We start from the raw sequence: 17,927 nt of genomic DNA, 5'->3' as shown, positions 1-17,927 counted from the left end.
GACGTTAAGCGTCCGGAGAAACTTCCCCACATCCGGAACGGTCAAAAAAGACCATGCAATCGTGTCGCGATTGTGGGAGGGGAGTGCGTATTTCCGCGGCCAAATAGGGGTTTATTGCCCAAAGGCCGGCTTAAAAGGTGGCTGGTTACCTATCTTGGCCGCCTCATTTAACCCTTGTTAACCCTGCTTGAATTGACTGGACCAATCTGCACGATGCCTCCCACGAGGCGCGACGCCTGAGGCTAAGGACCCAGATGACGGCATCAGATGCGGGAACGGCGCCCTGGACCGGGCGGCTGAGCGGAGGTGGCTCCGGGGTTTCCGTTTTGGTCGCAACCGCGATCGTCGTTGCCGACATGATCGGGGTCGGCGTCTTCACCAGCCTCGGTTTCCAGGTCAAGGACATCCCCTCGGGCTTCTCGATCCTCGCGCTGTGGACCGTCGGCGGCATCGTCGCGCTGTGCGGCGTGTTCTCCTACAGCGAGTTGGGCGCGATGTTTCCGCGCTCGAGCGGCGAGTACAATTTCCTCGGCCGCGCCTATCATCCGGCCTTCGGCTTTCTTGCGGGATGGGTTTCGGCGACGGTCGGCTTTGCCGCACCCGTAGCGCTCGCGGCCATGGCTTTCGGCGAATACGCCAAGTCCGTCATGCCCGAGGTGCCACCGATCCCGCTCGCCATCGGCGTGGTGTGGCTGGTCTCGATCGTGCAATTGACCGGCGTCAGGCACTCCTCGACCTTCCAGCTGATCTCGACCATCCTCAAGGTCGTGCTGATCGTCGGTTTCCTGGTCGCCGGCTTCGTCGTCGGCACGCCGCAGCCGATCTCCTTTGCGCCGCACGCCGGTGATCTCTCCTATATCTTGAGCGCGCCTTTCGCGATCGGGCTTGTCTTCGTGATGTACTCGTTCTCGGGCTGGAACGCCGCGACCTACATCATCGGCGAGATGAACACACCGCAGCAGAGCCTGCCGCGTGCGCTGCTCGCGGGCACGGTGATCGTGCTGGTGCTCTATGTCGCGCTCAACGCTGTGTTCCTCTACTCGACGCCAATCAGCGCGCTGGCCGGCCAGCTCGACGTCGCAAGCGTAGCCGGCAGCGCCATCTTCGGAGGCCTCGGCGGCCGGATCGTCGGCGCCATGATCTGCGTCGGCCTGATCTCCTCGATCAGCGCGATGATGTGGATCGGCCCGCGCGTGATGATGACGATGGGTGAGGACATCCCGGCGCTGCGGATGTTCTCGACGCGATCGGCGAGGGGCGCGCCGGCCTACGCCATCCTGTTTCAGCTCGCAGTCGCCAACCTGCTGCTGTTCACGCGCAGCTTCGAGGCGGTGCTCGACTTCATCCAGTTCTCGCTGCTGTTCTGCTCGTTCTTCACGGTTGCCGGCGTCATCAAGCTGCGCATCACCGATCCCGATTTGCCGCGGCCCTATCGCGCCTGGGGATACCCGTTCACGCCGCTCATCTTCCTGCTCGTGACCGCGTCGATGATGTACTACCTCTTGACCGAGCGGCCTGTGCAGTCGCTGTCGGGCATGCTCGTCATGCTCTCGGGCCTTGTGATTTATGCTGTTTTCCGCAGGCGGCCGGTCGCCGCTGCTACGTCTCACAATCGCGAATAGACATGTTTCGACCCATGAGAATTGCGGCCGTCGCTCTTGCCCTTATGGCTGCGGCCATCTCGTCCGCGCGCGCGGCCGACGTCACCTTCGACGACACCGCGCGCTTCCTCGCGGGCATGCAGCCTTCGGCCGACTCGCCGTTGGTTGCGCTGACCAGGGACCCGTCCTGGCAGCATCACGCAAAATTCTTCGACGGCGCCTTCGCCCAACTCGAGCAGCGGCAATTATCGAAGATCCGGAGCTGGTCGGACGTCAATCTCGCCGCACCGCGGCCGACCATGTTCTATTTCTTCAGCGGCCCGGATTTCCTCTACGCCAACGCCTTTTACTCCAAGGCCAGCACCTACGTGCTGGGTGCGCTGGAGCCGGTCGGTGCGGTGCCCGATCTGACCAGGCTGCCGCGCGGCTCGGTCGGTGCCGCGCTCTACAATGTCGAGCGCTCGCTCGGCTCGATCCTGAGCTTCTCCTTCTTCATCACTAAGCAGATGAAGGTCGACCTGCACGCCAATCAGGTCAACGGCACCTTGCCGATCCTCTACGTCTTCCTGGCGCGCTCCGGCAAAACCATCCGCAACGTCGAGACGGTCGCGCTCGACAACAAGGGCGGGGTGCACACGGGCAACGACAATCCGGGGCCGAACGCCACGCGCGGGGTTCGCATCATCTTTGCAGGTGCCGACGGCGAGGTGCGCACGCTGTATTATTTCTCGACCGATCTTTCCAATTCCGGGGCGCGCGCAACCGGCTTCCTGAAATTCTGCGAGACGCTCGGGCCAGGCAACAGCCTGCTCAAGAGTGCGTCGTATCTCTTGCACGCGGGAAACTTCACCGTCGCCCGCGACTGGCTGCTCGCCAACAGCGCGACCATCATCCAGGACGATTCCGGCATTCCGCTCGCCAACTACAATTCGCGGCAGTGGCGCTTCTTCCCGTTCGGCCGCTATCTGGGGCCGATCGACGAATTCCCAGGCCGCTATCAGGAGCGTTACGCCGAGCTGTTCACACACGCCCAGCCGATCGATTTCGGCGTCGGCTATCGCTGGCGGATGCACGAGTCGAACTTGCTGCTGTCGGTGAAGATCCCGGGGAGCGAGGTCGCGCCGACCGCGGAGACGACCTCGTTTGTTGAACCGCCGCCGAAACCGCGGCCGAAGCGGCTACGTCCGCCCGAGTCGATCCCGCCGCCGCCGGGACGCTTCTTCTGGTTCCGCTAGCTACCAGTGCACGCTCTGGCTTGGCACGATGAACGCCGTTGTGCTCGGCGGCGTTGCAAGGCTTGTTGCCAGATACCAGCCGGAGCCGACGACGAGCACGAGCAGCGCGATGATAGCGACCATGTCGATGGTGCGGGGGTCGTGATCCCGCGGATGGGAGCCAAGATGTGAACCAGGCCGGACGTGAGAATGAGGGCTGATTTTCCAGCGCATTATTGTTTCCTCCCTGAGGAGCAACACAACAACGCGATGGAAAAGTTCCGGTTCCGGTCGGAGCAGCGATGCGCAAAGCACCGCAGCATGCTTACGAGGCGTTGACGCCGCGCCAACGGCCGTAGCGCCAGGGCAGGTACCAGCGCGCGCCCCTCGGCGCGGCGACAGGCACGTTGTCGATGCCAGAGGTGCCGAAGGGGTTGCAGCGCAGCAGGCGCGCGAGCGTCATCCAGCCGCCGGCCCAGAGTCCGAACCGCTCGATCGCCTCGTCGCCATACACGGAGCAGGTCGGCAGATGCCGGCAGTTGTAGCCGACCAACGGCGACAGCATGTGCCGATAGAGCCAGATCAGCGCGCGGCCGAATCTGCGAGGCAGCCGCAGCGCCTCAGCGACAGGGGTGGAGCAGTGCTCACAGCTTGTGTGCTTCATGTGCGCTTTGCCGCCATCGTGAGCGTCCGGTTGCGCAGTTCCAGCGCAGGGAACAGCGAGCTGTTGTGTCCACGCCATAGTTTGCCTGCTTTCTGGGAGCAGTGCAGCAAGTACCTATGGACGATCTGTATTCCCCCGGATACCATTTTTGTGACGTCCATGTGTAGACTCAGGGAACGTCGAAACGGGGCTTACCTGATTGCTTTTGGGGCTTGGGGAAGGAACCAGTTTGAGAGTTCTGAAGTCGCTCAACCTTCGTGGCTGGTTGCTGATGGGAACCGCCGCTTGTGGTGTCGTGTTGGCGGGCGCCATCGCGACTCTCGGTTCGTCGGCCAGCGCCGGCGCCTCGCTTGAAGAGCGCAAGCTGCCGATGAAGTTTGGCTGGGTGGCCTGCGAGCCCAATTGCCGAGGCTGGGTCAGCGCAGTCGGCATCATCACTGCTGATACACCGAAGGACTTCGACGACTTTGCCCGCGGACGCCAGCTCGGCGGCGCCACCGTCGTGCTCGACTCCAGTGGCGGTTCCGTCAACGACGCCATCACGCTCGGCCGGCGCTTCCGCAATCTCGGCCTCCTCACCACCGTGGGCATCACGCAGCAGGGCACCCGTCCGGCGGTTGCCTCGGAAGCCTATTGCGAATCCATGTGCGTGTTCCTGCTGCTGGCCGGCAAGAAGCGCTACGTGCCGGAAGCGGCCCATGTCCGCGTCCATCAGATCTGGATGGGCGATCGCGCCGATGACGCCAAGGCGGCGAGCTACAGCGCGCAGGATCTGATGATCGTGGAACGCGACATCGGCCGGCTCGCCAAATACACCTTCGACATGGGCGGGGCAGGCGACCTGCTGTCGCTCGCGCTCAACGTGCCGCCCTGGGAAGATCTCCACGAGCTCGACGCAGCCGAGCTAAAGCTGACCAATCTCGTGACGACCGATCTGGTCGCTGACGTGCTGCCGCATGTGGATGTGATGGCGCCTGCGGTGGCCGAGCTTGCGCCGAAGACGCAGGCAAGGTTCGGCGAGGAGCAGGCGCAGCCTGCCAAGTCGACCAAGACGGCCGAAGCCGTGGTGCCGACAGGTGGTGCCGCGACGCCGGCTGCGCTCCCACCGAAGTAGAGGCTTCAGCGTTGGTCTCAGCCCTGCGCTGGGACCGGCTGCTTCGCCTTGGCCTCGATCTGGCCGATCGCATCCACGACCGCATCGAAGGTCAGCAGCGTCGAGGCATGGCGTGCCTTGTAGTCGCGGACCGGTTCGAGGAATTTGATTTCCTCCCACTTGCCTTCGGGAGGCGAACCATTCTCTTTCAGCATCTTGCGAACGGTTTCGCGTAACTCACGGAGTTCGCTCGCAGTCGAGCCGACCACGTGACTTGCCATGATGGATGAAGAGGCCTGGCCCAGCGCACAGGCCTTCACGTCATGGGCGAAGTCGGTGACGGTGTCGCCCTCCATCTTGAGGTCGATCTTCACGGTCGAGCCGCACAGCTTGGAATGGGCGGTGGCACTCGCGTCGGGGTCCGACAACCGTCCGAGGCGCGGAATATTCCCGGCCAGCTCGATGATCCGCTTGTTATAGATGTCGTTCAGCATGTGATGGAGTCCAACACTTACCTGCCGGATCGGCCTTGGCGGGCGCGGTCCATCGACCTATATAGGGCTGGAACTGGCGGAAAAACAGTCCGGCGGTGCGCAGGCGATGATCCAGATCTGCATTGCCGGCGTTATTGCCAAGAGACCTCTTTCGCCAAATACTGTTCTCTTCAGGCGTCCGGCGGCTTGTCCGCCCCGTCTGCCGGTGACACTCCGGCCGCGAGGCCGTCGAACGGAGTCGATATGGACGCTGCAATCAAATCTATCCGCCCGAGCAAGCCCTCTGACAAGCAGCTCGAGAGCCGCCCGGCCGAGCTCGATCCTGCCGAATTCCTTGCGGCCGCCGTCCGCGCCGACCAGCCGCGTCCAGCGCGTGCCGAGGCGGAAGCGGCGGTGAAAACGCTGCTCGCCTATATCGGCGAGAACACCGGGCGCGAGGGCCTGCTCGATACGCCGCGTCGCGTGGTCGAGGCTTTCGACGAGCTCTATCAGGGCTACCACCAGTGCCCGGCCGAGGTGCTGGACCGCACTTTCGGCGAGACCGCCGGCTATGACGACTTCGTGCTGGTGCGAGACATCGAGTTCACGTCGCAATGCGAGCATCACATGATGCCGTTCTACGGCAAGGCGCACATCGCCTATACGCCGGTGGAGCGTGTCGTCGGCCTGTCGAAGCTTGCGCGCCTGACGGACATCTTCGCCCGCCGGCTCCAGACCCAGGAGCATCTCACGGCGCAGATCGCAGCCGCGATCGACGAGATCCTGAAGCCGCGTGGCGTTGCCATCCTGATCGAGGCCGAGCATACCTGCATGTCGGTGCGCGGCGTCGCCAAGCATGGCGCCTCCACGTTCACCAGCCGCTACACCGGCATGTTCCGCGACAACCCGGCGGAGCAGGCCCGCTTCCTGTCCATGGTGCGAGGCATGGCGCGCTGACCTCGCGAACAACCGGCGAGATTTGTCGTGTCCGCACACTCCCACGAGATCGAGGAAGGCCTGGCCTTCCTCCCCAAGTTCGATGCGAACGGCCTCGTGACCTGCGTGGCGACGGACGTCGCTACCGGTGACGTGTTGATGGTCGCGCATATGAATGACGAGGCGCTGCGCAGGACCATTTCCACCGGTGAAGCCTGGTACTTCAGCCGCTCGCGCAATGCCTTGTGGCGAAAAGGTGAGACCTCAGGTCAGACCCAGCGCGTGGTCGAGATCCGTACCGATTGCGATCAGGATGCGGTCTGGCTCCGCGTCGAGCAGATCGGCGCGGCCTGCCACACCGGCCGCCGATCCTGCTTCTATCGCAAGGTCGAAGCCGAGGGTGGTGGTGCGAAGCTCGTCTTCGTCGATGCCGACAGGCTGTTCGATCCGAACGCGGTCTACAAGAAGTAGGGCTTGCCCGCTGCCGATGGGCACCGGAATGAGTGCGACCACCAAATTAACCCCGCGTTAACCATAATTGTCCCACGGTGGGACGATCAGGCCGCCGAATTGCCGGCGCCGCTCAACGCCGCGCGGGGCGGGCAGTCCATCATGTCGGTCGACAATTCCAGTGCCTCGCAGACAGCCGCGACCGACGGCTTGAAGCGCGTCGCTGGTGCGATCAAGCAGGGCTCGAACCAGACCGGCGTCAGCTTCGAATACATGCTGACTACCGCCAAGATGGAATCGGATTTCGATCCGTCGGCCAGCGCCACCACCTCGTCCGCTCACGGCCTCTATCAGTTCATCGACCAGACCTGGCTTGGTACGGTGAAGGAGGCGGGCACCCAACTCGGCTACGGCAACTATTCCGACGCGATCACGCGGACCTCGTCAGGCACCTACACCGTCGACGATCCCTTCATGAAGCGATCCATCATGAAGCTGCGCGACGATCCCGAGGCCGCGTCCAGCATGGCGGCGGCGCTGACGCAGTCCAACAGCTTCAAGCTCACCGGTCTGCTCGGCCGCCGGCCGTCCGACAGCGAGCTCTACATGGCGCATTTCATGGGCGTCGGCGGTGCGGCGAAACTGATCGCCAATGCCGAGGACAACCCGCAAGCAGTCGGTGCGCGGCTGTTTCCCAATGCGGCATCTTCCAACCGCTCGATCTTCTATGCCAAGGACGGTCGTGCGCGCAGCGTCTCCGAAGTCTATTCGGTGCTGAATGCGCGTTACGCCAGCGCCTCGAATGCGAAATCGACGCGCAGCGCGATGGCGATGTATGGCGACACGCCGTCGACCACGCAGGTCGCCGCCGCCAACGGCGTGCAGCCCACCGCGCCGATGGCCAACAGCGCCGCCTATCTCCAGACTTTCCCGGATGCACGTGGTGTGACGCCGGTGAGTGCGACGTCGTCGACGACGGTCGCCGACAGCGCGCCCGTCACGCCGGCATTCCGTTCGATCTATCAACCCGGCGATACAACGCAGCCGGTCTCGACGACGGTGCAGAAATTGTGGGGCAACAACGCCTCGCTCACTTCGGTCGCGTCATCAACGCCCGACGTGCGGCCGCCGCAACCGCTCGATCTCTTCAGCGATCGCAGCGGCACGTTCTCGAGCTAGCGCGCGGTCGCGGCCGTCGGGCCGTTTTCAGCCCTTAACAAATCATCAATAAAACCAGCCAGTTATGGTGAACGCTTTGTTAAGCGTCGTGGTTTATTTTGTGTTGCAGGTGACAAGCCGTCACCGTTTCGTTTTTTCGTTGCGTAAGCCGGAAGCACCATGATTGTTCGGCAGTTCATCAATTGGATCAGGACCGCGCCCGCCGGTGAGCGGGCGGAGGCAACGCGGGCATTGGCCCGGGCCTGGCTGATCTCGGACCTTTCTCACGACGACCGTGTCGCCGCCGAAGGCGCGCTGCTGATGCTGCTCGACGATCCCTCGCCGCTGGTGCGGCAGGCGATGGCCGAGGCTTTTGCGCGCAGCACGGATGCGCCGGCGTCGATCGTGCGGGCGCTGTCGGCGGACCAGCCGACCGTGGCGCTGCCCGTGCTTGAACATTCACCGCTGCTGATCGATGCCGATCTCGTCGACATCGTCGCGACCGGCAATGACGAGGTGCAATGTGCAGTCGCCCGCCGCATCGCGCTGCCGGTCTCGGTCTGCGCCGCCATTGCCGAGGTGGGCTGCGCGGCCGCGGCGCTGGAGCTCATCGAAAATCCGCACGCCGAGCTGGCACCGTTCTCGTGGAATCGCATCGTCGAGCGCCACGGCCATCTCGCCGCGATCCGCGAGGCGATGCTGGTGCTGGACGACATTCCGGCTGCAACCCGCGCCGCGTTGGTGGCAAAGCTCTCCGAGACGCTGGCCCAGTTCGTGGTGGCGCGGAATTGGCTGAGCGCCGATCGTGCCGAGCGCATGACGATCGAGGCACGCGATCGCTCCACCATCAACATCGCAGCGCGCTCGCGCGGCGACGACATGCAGGGCCTGGTGAAGCATCTGCGGATCACCGGCCAGCTCACCGCGGGTCTGATCCTGCGTGCGCTGCTGTCGAGCAATCTCGAACTGTTCGACGCCGCGCTCGCTGAACTCGCCGATCTGCCGCTCGCGCGCGTCTCCGCGCTGCTGCACGATCGCGGCGGCAACAGCCTGCACGCGCTGCTCCGTCGCGCCGGGCTGCCCGAGGCCACGTTCGCGGCCTTCCAGGTCGCGCTCGATGCCTGCCACGAGCAGGGCTTTGCCGATACAGACGACACCGCGGCACGCTTGCGCCGTCGCATGGTCGAGCGCGTGCTCACCCATTGCGAGACCGACCGCGGCGCCACCGAGCCGCTGATGGTCCTGCTGCGCCGCTTCGCCACCGAATCCGCGCGCGAAGAGGCGAGATTGTTCTGCGACGAGCTCGTCGCGGAAGACACAATCGATCCCATGTATGACGATCTGATTGCGGCATAACGAGATGCCGTAGGGTGGGCAAAGGCGCCCTTGCGCCGTGCCCACGATTATCCGCCTAATGAGCTGACTGGTGGGCACGCTCCGCTTTGCCCACCCTACGATATCTTGCCTTGCCGAAAGGGAGGACTACTCCGCCGGCACGATGCTCGGCGCGAGGATCACTTCGAGATGCTCGGGGCGGTCGCGGTTGACGTCGGCGAGATAATCATCGGCGACCTTGCGCAGACGGCGGCTGAGCTCGGCGGAGACGCTGATGCTGTCGAGCTTGGTGTTCTCGTGCACGATGGCGAGGATCGCGTTGATGTGGTGCGTGAACAGCTCGGCCGGCACCTTCTCGAGATCCGGCGCATGCTCGATGACGCGGCACAGGCTCTCGGCAACTCCCGCTGCGGCGGGGAAGCCGAACGTGGCGGCGTCGCCCTTGATGTCGTGGGCGGCGTGGAACAGCTCGTCGCGCCGCTCCTTGGTGAAGCCGTTGTTGCGGATGACGACATAGGCAGACGATAGCCGGTTGACCTCGGTCGTCATCCAGCTCTTGAACTCGCTGGACAGATCGGCAAGCGCCTGCTCGGCGCGTGCGATCGGATCGTCCATGTCCTTTTCCGCGACCCGGCGCAGAACCTTGCGCAGCGGATTGGGCTGCGTGATCACATGATGCGTGGCGAAGGCCGTGACCTCGATGTCCTTTGCGCTGTTCTTCGCCATGATGCCTGCCTCGTCGGGTGAGACGTTGCGCTAGATGGAGGAGCGGGCCTTGTCGAGCAGCGAGGGCTGCTGGAGCACCTCGTGCTTTTCGCCGACGCGGCGCTCCGGACCCATATAGGCGGAATTGGTGTTGCGGCGCCGGTCCGGGCCGAAATAGGTTTTGGTCTTGATGAAGGGCCGGGGACTGGCGACCACGTTGAGAATGCGCTGGTACAGGCCCTTGGCCGAGATCGGCTTGGCCAGGAATTCGGTGACGCCGGCATCGCGCGCGACCGTGACGCGGCGCTTCTCGGAATGCCCCGTCAGCATGATGATCGGCGCGTAGGGGTTACCCTTGGATTCCGGCTGCCGGATCATCTGCGCAAGCTCGAGCCCGTCGAAGATCGGCATCGCCCAGTCGGTGATGACGATGTCGGGCACGTAATGGCTGTACATTTCCAGCGCGGTCGCGCCGTCCTCCGCCTCATAGACCTCGCGCGCGCCGAACGAATGCAGCAGCGTCCGCAGGATGCGGCGCATGTGCGGATTGTCGTCGCAGACGAGGAAGCGCAGCTTGTTGAAGTCGATGCGAAACATGACGCCCAGGCCAAAGGGTCAACTTTCATTAACCATATCGTGCGGAGGGTTAACGAAGCGTTGCGATCGGGCGCCCGGAGGGCTGCGGGGCGGGCAGGTCAGTAGCCGAACTGCTCGCGCAGGATACGCTCTTCCAGGCTGTGGCCTGGGTCGAACAGCATGCGCATCGAGATGGTCTTGTCGGAGAGGATCTCGACGCGCCGGACCCTGCGCACCTCCTCGTGGTCGGCGACGGCCGCGACCGGCCGCTTGTCGTCTTCCAGCACCTCGATCACGACATAGGCCGTGTTGGGCAGCAGTGCGCCGCGCCAGCGCCGCGGCCGGAAGGCGCTGATCGGTGTCAGCGCCAGCAAAGCGGCGTTGATCGGCAGGATCGGCCCTTGGGCGGAGAGGTTATAGGCGGTCGAGCCTGCCGGCGTCGCCACGATGATGCCGTCGGCGATCAGCTCGGGCATGCGCTCGCGCTCGTCGATCAGGATGCGCAGGCGCGCGGCCTGGGAGGTCTGGCGGAACAGATAGACCTCGTTGATGGCGTGATGCAGGTGGACGCGGTCGTTGGTATCGGTCGCGCGCATCAGCAGCGGGTTGATCTCGGATTCATGCGCCGCCTCGAGGCGCGTGCGCAGATCGTGCGTCGAGTACTCGTTCATGAGGAAGCCGACCGTGCCGCGGTGCATGCCGTAGATCGGCTTTCCCGAGCGCATGTGCTGGTGCAGCGTCTGGAGCATCAGCCCGTCGCCGCCGAGCGCGACCACGACGTCGGCCTCGCTCGGATCGCAATTGCCATATTGCGTGGTGAGCTGGTGGAGGGCGGCCTCTGCGTCGCTGCTCGGGCTGGCGACGAAGGCGATCCGGTCGTATCGCGATGGCTTGGTCATGGCTTCCAGATCTTGGCTTACAGGCAGGTGTCGCTGGCTCGAGAAAGTTCCGCCGAGGTCGTCTATACGACCTGGGCCTCTATTGTCGAGGATGACCGCCCGGCAAGGCAAACAGGTCGGTCGGCCCGGCATCCCGATTCCAGACAAAAGCGATGCGGATCGGCCCGGAATGCCCTTCCCAAGGCTTCCGATCCCCCAAACCGTCGCAATTGCCCGCTACAGCTGTGGCAGGGGACCGACGGGCGGCTGGGAGAACGATCATGATCATGAGCTTGCCGATGCTGCGCCGCGCGGGGTTGGTGCTGACGGTGTCTGCTTTCGCGCTTGCGGGCCTGGCGCTCACGGATTTGGCGCGCGCGGACGATCCGCCGCAGCCGCGCAACGAGGCGGCGGCGCCCGCGGGGCAGAAGGGCGGGCGGGGCGGCAATGCAGCGCAGGCGTCGCCCGCGGCCGCCGACCAGCATCGTCTGCCGGGCGACCAGACCACCAAGCAGACCCTCGAACTGCCGGGTCGAACGCTCAACTTCGCCGCGACCGCCGGCTCCGTCCGCGTATTCGACGAGAAGGGGGAGCCGCTCGCCGACATCGCCACCACGTCTTACGAGCTGGACGGTGCCGATCGCGCCACGCGTCCCGTGACGTTCCTGTTCAACGGCGGGCCCGGTGCCTCGTCGGCGTGGCTGCAGTTCGGCGCGGCCGGGCCGTGGCGGCTGCCGCTCGACGGCGAGGGGTTGTCGCCGTCGGCTTCGCCCGAGGTGAAGCCGAATGCGGAAACCTGGCTCGACTTCACCGATCTCGTCTTCATCGATCCCGTCGGCACCGGCTACAGCCGTGTCATCGCGAGCGGCGAGGATACACGCAAGCGGTTCTATTCGGTCGACGGCGACGTCAACTCGATTGCGCTCGTGATCCGCCGCTGGCTCGAGAAGCACAACCGCCTGACCTCGCCGAAATATGTGGCGGGCGAGAGCTATGGTGGGATTCGCGGGCCGAAGGTCGTGCGCCAGTTGCAGATTCAGCACGGCGTCGGCGTCAAAGGGTTGATCCTGGTGTCGCCGCTCCTGGATTTCCGCGAGTTCACGGGCACGAGCCTTCTGCAATATGTCGCGACCTTGCCGAGCTATGTGGCGGTGGCGCGTGAAGCCAAGGGGCCGGTCAAGCGCGCCGATCTCGCTGACGTCGAGGCCTACGCCCGCGGAGAATTTTTAGCCGACCTCGTCAAGGGCGAAGCAGACAAGGAAGCCACCAATCGCCTGGCCGACAAGGTCGCCGAACTGACCGGCCTCGACCCTGCGGTGAGCCGCAGGCTCGCCGGCCGATTCGACGTCAGCGAATTCCGCCGCGAGCTCGACCGCAGGAACGGCATGGTGACCGGGCGCTATGACGCCTCCGTGCGCGGTCTCGATCCGTATCCGGATTCGAGCAGCTCGCGCTTCGGCGACCCTTCAGGCGATGCGCTTCAGGCGCCGCTGACGAGTGCCGCGGTCGATGTGCTCACGCGCAAGCTCAATTGGCGCCCCGACGGCTCCTATGAAGTCCTCAACGGCGCGGTCGAGCGCAACTGGGACTTTGGTGGCGGCATCAACCCGCCGCAATCGCTGTCGGAGCTGCGCCAGATTCTCGCCACCGATGCGAAGCTGAACGTGCTGGTCGCGCACGGCCTGTTCGATCTTGCCACGCCCTATTTCGGCACGAAGCGGGCGCTCGACCAGCTGCCGTCCTTTGTGACGTCGCGCGTGAAGTTCGTCGTCTATCCCGGCGGCCACATGTTCTATTCGCGCGACGGCTCGCGACAGGCGCTTCGGAGCGAGGTCGAGACCCTGATCAGGGAATAGGAGACCGGCGAGGGAATCCTAGCGTTCGCCGCGCCGGAACGGTTGCATCAGCGCTTGCGGGACCCGCGCACGCCGCGCCATCACGAGCAAGGCGACGATCGACATCACATAGGGCAGCATCAGGAAAAGCTGATATGGCACCGCCTTGCCAACGATATGCTGGAGGCGAAGCTGATAGGCGTCGAACAGTGCGAAGAGCAGCGCGCCGAGAAGTGCCCGTGTCGGGCGCCATGATGCGAAGACGACGAGTGCGATGCAGACCCAGCCCCGTCCCTGCACCATGGTCGGGAAGAAGCTGTTGAAGGCCGACAGGGTGAGAAACGCGCCGCCCAGGCCCATGAGGGCGCTGCCGAAGGCGATCGCGCCGACCCTGATGGCGATCGGATCCAGCCCCTGGGCCTCGGCTGCATGCGGGTTCTCGCCCACGATCCTGATGGCTAGCCCCAACGGCGTCACGCTCAGCACGTAACCGAGCAACAGAGCGAGCAGGATCGCGATGTAGGTGGGAGCGGTCTGGTGGAACAGCGCTTCGCCGAGAAACGGAAGATTCGAGAGCAGCGGGATCTGGAGCACCTGGAACGGCACGATTGTCGGCGGCGAACCCGATACGGGGATCGCGAGGCGGAAGATGAAATAGGCAAGGCTCGACGCGAACAGCGTGATGCCGAGGCCGGCGACATGTTGCGAGACACCGAGCGGGACGGTGAGGAGTGCATGCAGCAGACCGAACGCTGCCCCAGCGAGCGCCGCGGCGAGCAGACCGAGCCAGAGATCGCCGCCATGATAGACGGTCAGCCAGCCGATCATGGCGCCGAACGTCATGATACCCTCGATGCCGAGGTTGAGAACGCCCGACCGCTCGCAGAGCAGCGCGCCGAGCGTGCCGAAGATGAGCGGCGTTGCGATGCGAAGCATGGCCGCCCAGAGCCCGGCAGATGCGAAAAGGTCCAGCGCGGCGGTCAACGGCGGATCCTGTAATTGGTGAGCACCAGCGCCACCAGCACGGCCAGCAGCGACAGAGCCACGATGACATCGGCAATGAAACTCGGCACGCCGAGCCCGCGGCTCATGCCGTCCGATCCGACGAATATTGTCGCAACGAAAATGGCCGTGACGACGACGCCGATCGGATTCAGGCTCGCGAGCATCGCAACGATGATACCGGTGTAGCCAAAACCGGGCGACAGGTCGGTCGTCACATACCCCTTCACGCCAAGGACCTCGATCGCACCGGCAAGGCCGGCGAGGCCGCCAGAGACGCAAGCAGCCTGCACCAGCAGACGATTGACCTTGATACCAGCGAAGTTGGTCGCTGCGGGGTTGAGGCCTGCGGCGCGAGTCTTGAGGCCGAACACAGTCCGCTCCTGGACGAACCAGATCAGGACGGCGAGGCCGATCGCGATGAGAAATCCAATATGCAGCCTGGAGCGCGAAACGAGCTTGGGAAGAAAGGCGTCGCCAACGATCGGGACCGACTGGGGCCAGCCGAAAGCCATGGGGTCCTTCAGCGGGCCGTCGATCATCATCGACACCGTCAGGATCGTGATGAAATTCAACAGCAGCGTCGTGACCACTTCGTCGACGCCGAAACGCAGTCGCAGCCCGAGCGGGGCGAGCATCAATAGCGCGCCGGCCGCGGCTCCCGCGACCATCAGGACCGGAATCAGTGCCGGGCCCGGGAGTTGTAGCCCGTGCTGCGAGCCCAGCATCGCGGCGACCAGCGCTCCGGAATAGAATTGGCCTTCGGCACCGATATTCCACAGACGCGTCCGGAAGGCGACCGCCACCGCGAGGCCGGTGAGGATCAACGGTGTCGCCCGCGTGAGCGTTTCGGTGATCGACGATTTGGAGCCGAACGCGCTGGTCAGGATGCGTAGATAGGCCTCCAGGACCGGAGCGCCGCTCATCGCAATCAGAATGCCGGCGAGCAACAGCGCGACCAGAACGGCGCCGAACGGGGCCGCAACGGCGAGCGTCACAGGAACATGGGCGCGTCGATCGAGCCGCATCAAGCCATCTCGCTCCAGGCGCCCGCCATCATCAGGCCGAGCCGGCGCGGCTCTGCATCTTCAATCGGGATCGACGGCGAGAGACGACCGTTTGCGATCGCCTGGACCCGATCCGCCAGTTGCAGGATTTCGTCGAGATCCTCCGAGATGAGGAGGACCCCGGCGCCGGCGCGACGCGCCGCGAGGATCTCGGCGTGGACCGCAGCGACCGCGCCTTCGTCGAGCCCGCGGGTCGGCTGGGCCGCAATCAGAATACGCGGCGAGGTCAGAAGGTTTCGCCCGAGAATGAGCTTCTGCATGTTGCCGCCGGACAGCAGGCGGATCGGTGTGTCGGGCACACCGCCGCGGACATCGAACCGCTCGATGATGGCTTTCGCGAAGGCGCGCGCACCTGATCGACGAACCAGGCCAAAGGCCGAAAAGCGCTGCTCGCCGATCCGCTCCAGCACGGAATTTTCCCACAGCGTCATGTCGCTGACCGTGCCATCGACATTGCGGTCCTCGGGAATGCGGCCAACACCTGATGCAACGAACGAGGCAGGCGTCGGCTCTGCAACGGTTGCTCCAAGAAGCTCGAAACGGCCCGCCGTCGGCTTGACGAGGCCTCCGAGAAGCCGACCGAGCGTCGACTGTCCGTTGCCGGAGACGCCGATGATGCCGAGCGTCTCGCCCGCGCGCAATTCGAAGGAAATATCCGAAAGCGGCTTGAAGCCCGCGACAGAGACATTTGCGGCCCGCATGACCAGCGCGCCCGGTTGTTGTGGCTCCCGGGCGGGCCGCGTGACGGGCCGCCCCACCATCAGTTCGGCAAGTTCGTTCTTGTTGGTGTTGGCCGTGATCCGTTCGGCCGTGACCTTGCCGGCGCGCAACACCACGATCCGATCTGCGGCAGCAAGGATTTCATGCAGCTTGTGCGAAATGAAGATGAGCGAAAGGCCGTTCGCAGCCATGACACGCAGCGTATCGAATAGCTTCTCGGCTTCCTGCGGCGTCAAGACGGCGGTGGGTTCGTCGAGGATCAGGATGCGGGCGTCGCGATAGAGTGCCTTGAGAATCTCCACCCGCTGCCGCTCGCCGACCGAGAGGTCGCCGACCCGCGCATCAGGGTCGATCGCAAGGCCGAAGCGCCGGGCAATCTCCGTGAGCTTGGCGCGCGCCTCTCGCCAGCGGCCACGAAGCCGACCGATGTTCTCCGTTCCTGCGACGATGTTCTCCAGGACGGTCAGGTTTGCCGCGAGCGCAAAATGCTGATGGACCATGCCGATCCCGGCGTCGATCGCCGCACGAGGGCGCCCGGGCGGCAGCTCGCGGCCGAAAGCGACGACGCGACCTGCATCCGCTGCGTAGTGACCGAACAGGATGTTCATCAAGGTCGTCTTGCCGGCGCCATTCTCGCCAAGCAGAGCCAGCAATTCGCCGCGCCGCAAATTCAGAGTGACGTCGTCGTTCGCGATGAGAGAACCGAACCGCTTGGTGATCCCCTCCAGGCTCAGGACGGTCTCGTTCATCGCGGCAATCCGGCGATTGGCGCGGCGAAATGCCACGGCACCGCCTTTTGCAGCTGGCGCGCAAGGCGCAGCAGCAGGCCATCGGCCGCCATGGGACCGATCAGTTGCACGGACAGCGGAAGGCCCCGGTCGTCGATCCCGTGCGGGATCGACAGCGCCGGCGTGCCGCCCACATTTGAGATCATGGCGTAGGGTGCGAAATCCGACATTCGCCGCCAGTGCAGGTCGACGTCGCCGTGGTCCATGGGAAAGGACCCGATCGATGGCGGCGGCCCGCTCAGCATAGGCGTGATGATCACGTCGAACTCATCGAAAAGCCGCCAGAGGGTGTGCGCGATACGGACGCCGGTGAGCTCGGCATCCTGAAGTTCGCGCGCGGTGATGGCAAGCCCACGCTGCACGACGGCGGCGGTCAGCGGCTCCACGGCGGAGACGTCACCAAGTGTTCGCGCCAGATTGACTGAGATGACCCTGTCAAAAACCAGAGCGGCGTTGCGGGCGAGAGGATTGAGAATTTCGGGACCGATATCGGTGACCTGATGGCCGGCGGCGGCCAGCACGGAGCCCGCGTGATGCACGGCCTCGCGATAGCTCGGCTGGATCGGCGCGCCTTCGCTGACGTCGGAGCAGAGCCCGATCCGCAAGCCGTTGGGAGGAATGTCGAGGCGATCAGCCAGCGGCTTGCCAAGGTCGGGATCAGGGCAGGGGCCGCCAGCCGCTCCGCTACAGCAGTCGAGGGCGACGGCCGTGTCGCGGAGCGAGCGGCTGACCACGAGCTCGGAGGCGAGACCGCCGAGGTGGTTCTGGAAGCTCGGTCCTCCAGGAACGGCACCGCGGCTCGGCTTCAGTCCGACAAGACCACAACAGGCCGCCGGAACACGAATCGATCCGCCGGCGTCCGTGGCGTGCGCAAGCGCCACCACGCCCGCGGCGACGGCGGCCGCGGCACCTCCGGACGATCCGCCGGGCGTCCGAGACGGATCGAGAGGATTGCGTGCGATCGGCCCCAGGGCCGGTTCGCTGCTCAGCGACAGGCCGAACTCCGGAACGGTGGTGAGACCGAACGGAACAAGTCCGGATTTGCGGAAGCGCTGTGCAAGCACATCATCACTGTCGGCCGGCACCGGCTTGAGCGCGCGCGAGCCGCAGACGACAGGAAGGCCCTTGGCCGCAGCACCGAGGTCCTTCATCAGGAAAGGGACGCCGCAAAAGGGACCTCGATCGTCTTGTGCGAGCGGTCCACGGCGTGCGTCGATCGATGCGGCCTGCTGCTGACCTATGTCGGCGGCAAGATGGCTGATCGCCCCCAACCGGCTGACGGCGCTTGCGCGCTCGAGGGCCGCTTCGAGGACGTCGCGGCTTGTCGTTCGTCCAGCACGAACGGCTGCACCGAGGGTCACACCATCCTGCGGATCGCGTGCGTCTGTCACAATGCACATCCCCGAAGGACTGGGAGAAACGGCGCCAGTCA

At 64.8% G+C, this 17,927-nt stretch carries 18 protein-coding genes; 8 read left to right on the top strand and 10 right to left on the bottom strand.

Annotated features, from left to right (window positions below; genetic code table 11):
- Window positions 1-254 precede the first annotated feature (254 nt).
- Both NLM32_RS29715 and NLM32_RS29710 read left to right on the top strand, forming a co-directional pair.
- Window positions 255-1,622: an APC family permease gene (locus NLM32_RS29715; RefSeq protein WP_254132313.1), complete on the top strand. Its 1,368-nt coding sequence runs from the start codon at window positions 255-257 to the stop codon at window positions 1,620-1,622.
- A 2-nt stretch (window positions 1,623-1,624) separates the two neighbouring features.
- The gene (locus tag NLM32_RS29710; RefSeq protein WP_375143580.1) at window positions 1,625-2,836 is read left to right on the top strand and encodes a hypothetical protein; all 1,212 of its coding nucleotides are present in this window, start codon (window positions 1,625-1,627) and stop codon (window positions 2,834-2,836) included.
- Here NLM32_RS29710 and NLM32_RS29705 read toward each other — a convergent pair whose 3' ends face one another.
- Window positions 2,837-3,049, bottom strand: coding sequence for a hypothetical protein (locus NLM32_RS29705; protein WP_254132311.1), 213 nt, complete (start codon window positions 3,047-3,049; stop codon window positions 2,837-2,839).
- A 91-nt stretch (window positions 3,050-3,140) separates the two neighbouring features.
- The gene (yidD, locus tag NLM32_RS29700) at window positions 3,141-3,479 is read right to left on the bottom strand and encodes a membrane protein insertion efficiency factor YidD (RefSeq protein ID WP_254132310.1); all 339 of its coding nucleotides are present in this window, start codon (window positions 3,477-3,479) and stop codon (window positions 3,141-3,143) included.
- 229 nt (window positions 3,480-3,708) lie between these two features.
- Between yidD and NLM32_RS29695 the strand changes: the two genes are divergently transcribed.
- On the top strand, window positions 3,709-4,593 hold the full coding sequence (locus NLM32_RS29695; RefSeq protein ID WP_254132309.1) for a hypothetical protein: 885 nt from the start codon (window positions 3,709-3,711) through the stop codon (window positions 4,591-4,593).
- A 17-nt stretch (window positions 4,594-4,610) separates the two neighbouring features.
- On the opposite strand, the gene NLM32_RS29690 is transcribed toward NLM32_RS29695, so the two are convergent.
- Entirely contained in the window at window positions 4,611-5,066 is a 456-nt protein-coding gene (locus NLM32_RS29690) for an iron-sulfur cluster assembly scaffold protein (RefSeq protein WP_254132308.1), read from the bottom strand.
- A 243-nt stretch (window positions 5,067-5,309) separates the two neighbouring features.
- On the opposite strand from NLM32_RS29690, the gene folE reads away from it, so the two are divergent.
- The 4 genes from folE (at window position 5,310) to NLM32_RS29670 (ending at window position 8,945) form a co-directional block, all read left to right on the top strand.
- Window positions 5,310-6,002: a GTP cyclohydrolase I FolE gene (folE, locus tag NLM32_RS29685; RefSeq protein ID WP_254132307.1), complete on the top strand. Its 693-nt coding sequence runs from the start codon at window positions 5,310-5,312 to the stop codon at window positions 6,000-6,002.
- A 27-nt stretch (window positions 6,003-6,029) separates the two neighbouring features.
- Window positions 6,030-6,452, top strand: coding sequence for a phosphoribosyl-AMP cyclohydrolase (gene hisI, locus NLM32_RS29680; protein ID WP_254132306.1), 423 nt, complete (start codon window positions 6,030-6,032; stop codon window positions 6,450-6,452).
- A 141-nt stretch (window positions 6,453-6,593) separates the two neighbouring features.
- Window positions 6,594-7,610 (top strand): lytic transglycosylase domain-containing protein, encoded by a 1,017-nt coding sequence (locus NLM32_RS29675; protein WP_254132305.1) that lies wholly within the window; start codon window positions 6,594-6,596, stop codon window positions 7,608-7,610.
- Window positions 7,611-7,769: 159 nt separating this feature from the next.
- Window positions 7,770-8,945 carry a DUF2336 domain-containing protein gene (locus NLM32_RS29670; protein WP_254132304.1) on the top strand — a complete coding sequence of 392 codons (1,176 nt, stop codon included), beginning with the start codon at window positions 7,770-7,772 and terminating at the stop codon, window positions 8,943-8,945.
- Between the two features lie 126 nt (window positions 8,946-9,071).
- On the opposite strand, the gene NLM32_RS29665 is transcribed toward NLM32_RS29670, so the two are convergent.
- The 3 genes from NLM32_RS29665 to NLM32_RS29655 form a co-directional block, all read right to left on the bottom strand.
- Complete coding sequence (locus NLM32_RS29665) at window positions 9,072-9,650, bottom strand: Hpt domain-containing protein (RefSeq protein WP_254132303.1); 579 nt, start codon at window positions 9,648-9,650, stop codon at window positions 9,072-9,074.
- Window positions 9,651-9,680: 30 nt separating this feature from the next.
- Window positions 9,681-10,226 carry a response regulator gene (locus tag NLM32_RS29660; protein ID WP_008133731.1) on the bottom strand — a complete coding sequence of 182 codons (546 nt, stop codon included), beginning with the start codon at window positions 10,224-10,226 and terminating at the stop codon, window positions 9,681-9,683.
- A gap of 98 nt (window positions 10,227-10,324) precedes the next feature.
- Complete coding sequence (locus NLM32_RS29655; protein WP_254132302.1) at window positions 10,325-11,104, bottom strand: NAD kinase; 780 nt, start codon at window positions 11,102-11,104, stop codon at window positions 10,325-10,327.
- A 260-nt stretch (window positions 11,105-11,364) separates the two neighbouring features.
- On the opposite strand from NLM32_RS29655, the gene NLM32_RS29650 reads away from it, so the two are divergent.
- Window positions 11,365-12,939: a S10 family peptidase gene (locus tag NLM32_RS29650; RefSeq protein WP_254132301.1), complete on the top strand. Its 1,575-nt coding sequence runs from the start codon at window positions 11,365-11,367 to the stop codon at window positions 12,937-12,939.
- Between the two features lie 18 nt (window positions 12,940-12,957).
- On the opposite strand, the gene NLM32_RS29645 is transcribed toward NLM32_RS29650, so the two are convergent.
- From NLM32_RS29645 to NLM32_RS29630, 4 genes are read right to left on the bottom strand one after another with little or no spacing between them, the layout of a single operon-like run.
- Entirely contained in the window at window positions 12,958-13,854 is an 897-nt protein-coding gene (locus NLM32_RS29645; protein ID WP_375143651.1) for an ABC transporter permease, read from the bottom strand.
- Between the two features lie 44 nt (window positions 13,855-13,898).
- Window positions 13,899-14,948: an ABC transporter permease gene (locus NLM32_RS29640; RefSeq protein WP_254132299.1), complete on the bottom strand. Its 1,050-nt coding sequence runs from the start codon at window positions 14,946-14,948 to the stop codon at window positions 13,899-13,901.
- The gene (locus tag NLM32_RS29635) at window positions 14,948-16,456 is read right to left on the bottom strand and encodes an ABC transporter ATP-binding protein (RefSeq protein ID WP_254132298.1); all 1,509 of its coding nucleotides are present in this window, start codon (window positions 16,454-16,456) and stop codon (window positions 14,948-14,950) included. Before NLM32_RS29635 ends, NLM32_RS29640 begins: the two co-directional genes overlap by 1 nt.
- On the bottom strand, window positions 16,453-17,886 hold the full coding sequence (locus NLM32_RS29630) for an amidase (protein WP_254132297.1): 1,434 nt from the start codon (window positions 17,884-17,886) through the stop codon (window positions 16,453-16,455). Before NLM32_RS29630 ends, NLM32_RS29635 begins: the two co-directional genes overlap by 4 nt.
- Window positions 17,887-17,927: the final 41 nt, after the last annotated feature.

The organism is Bradyrhizobium sp. CCGUVB14 (assembly GCF_024199935.1).
Taxonomy (GTDB): domain Bacteria; phylum Pseudomonadota; class Alphaproteobacteria; order Rhizobiales; family Xanthobacteraceae; genus Bradyrhizobium.
This window is presented reverse-complemented; position numbering and strand designations above follow the sequence as displayed.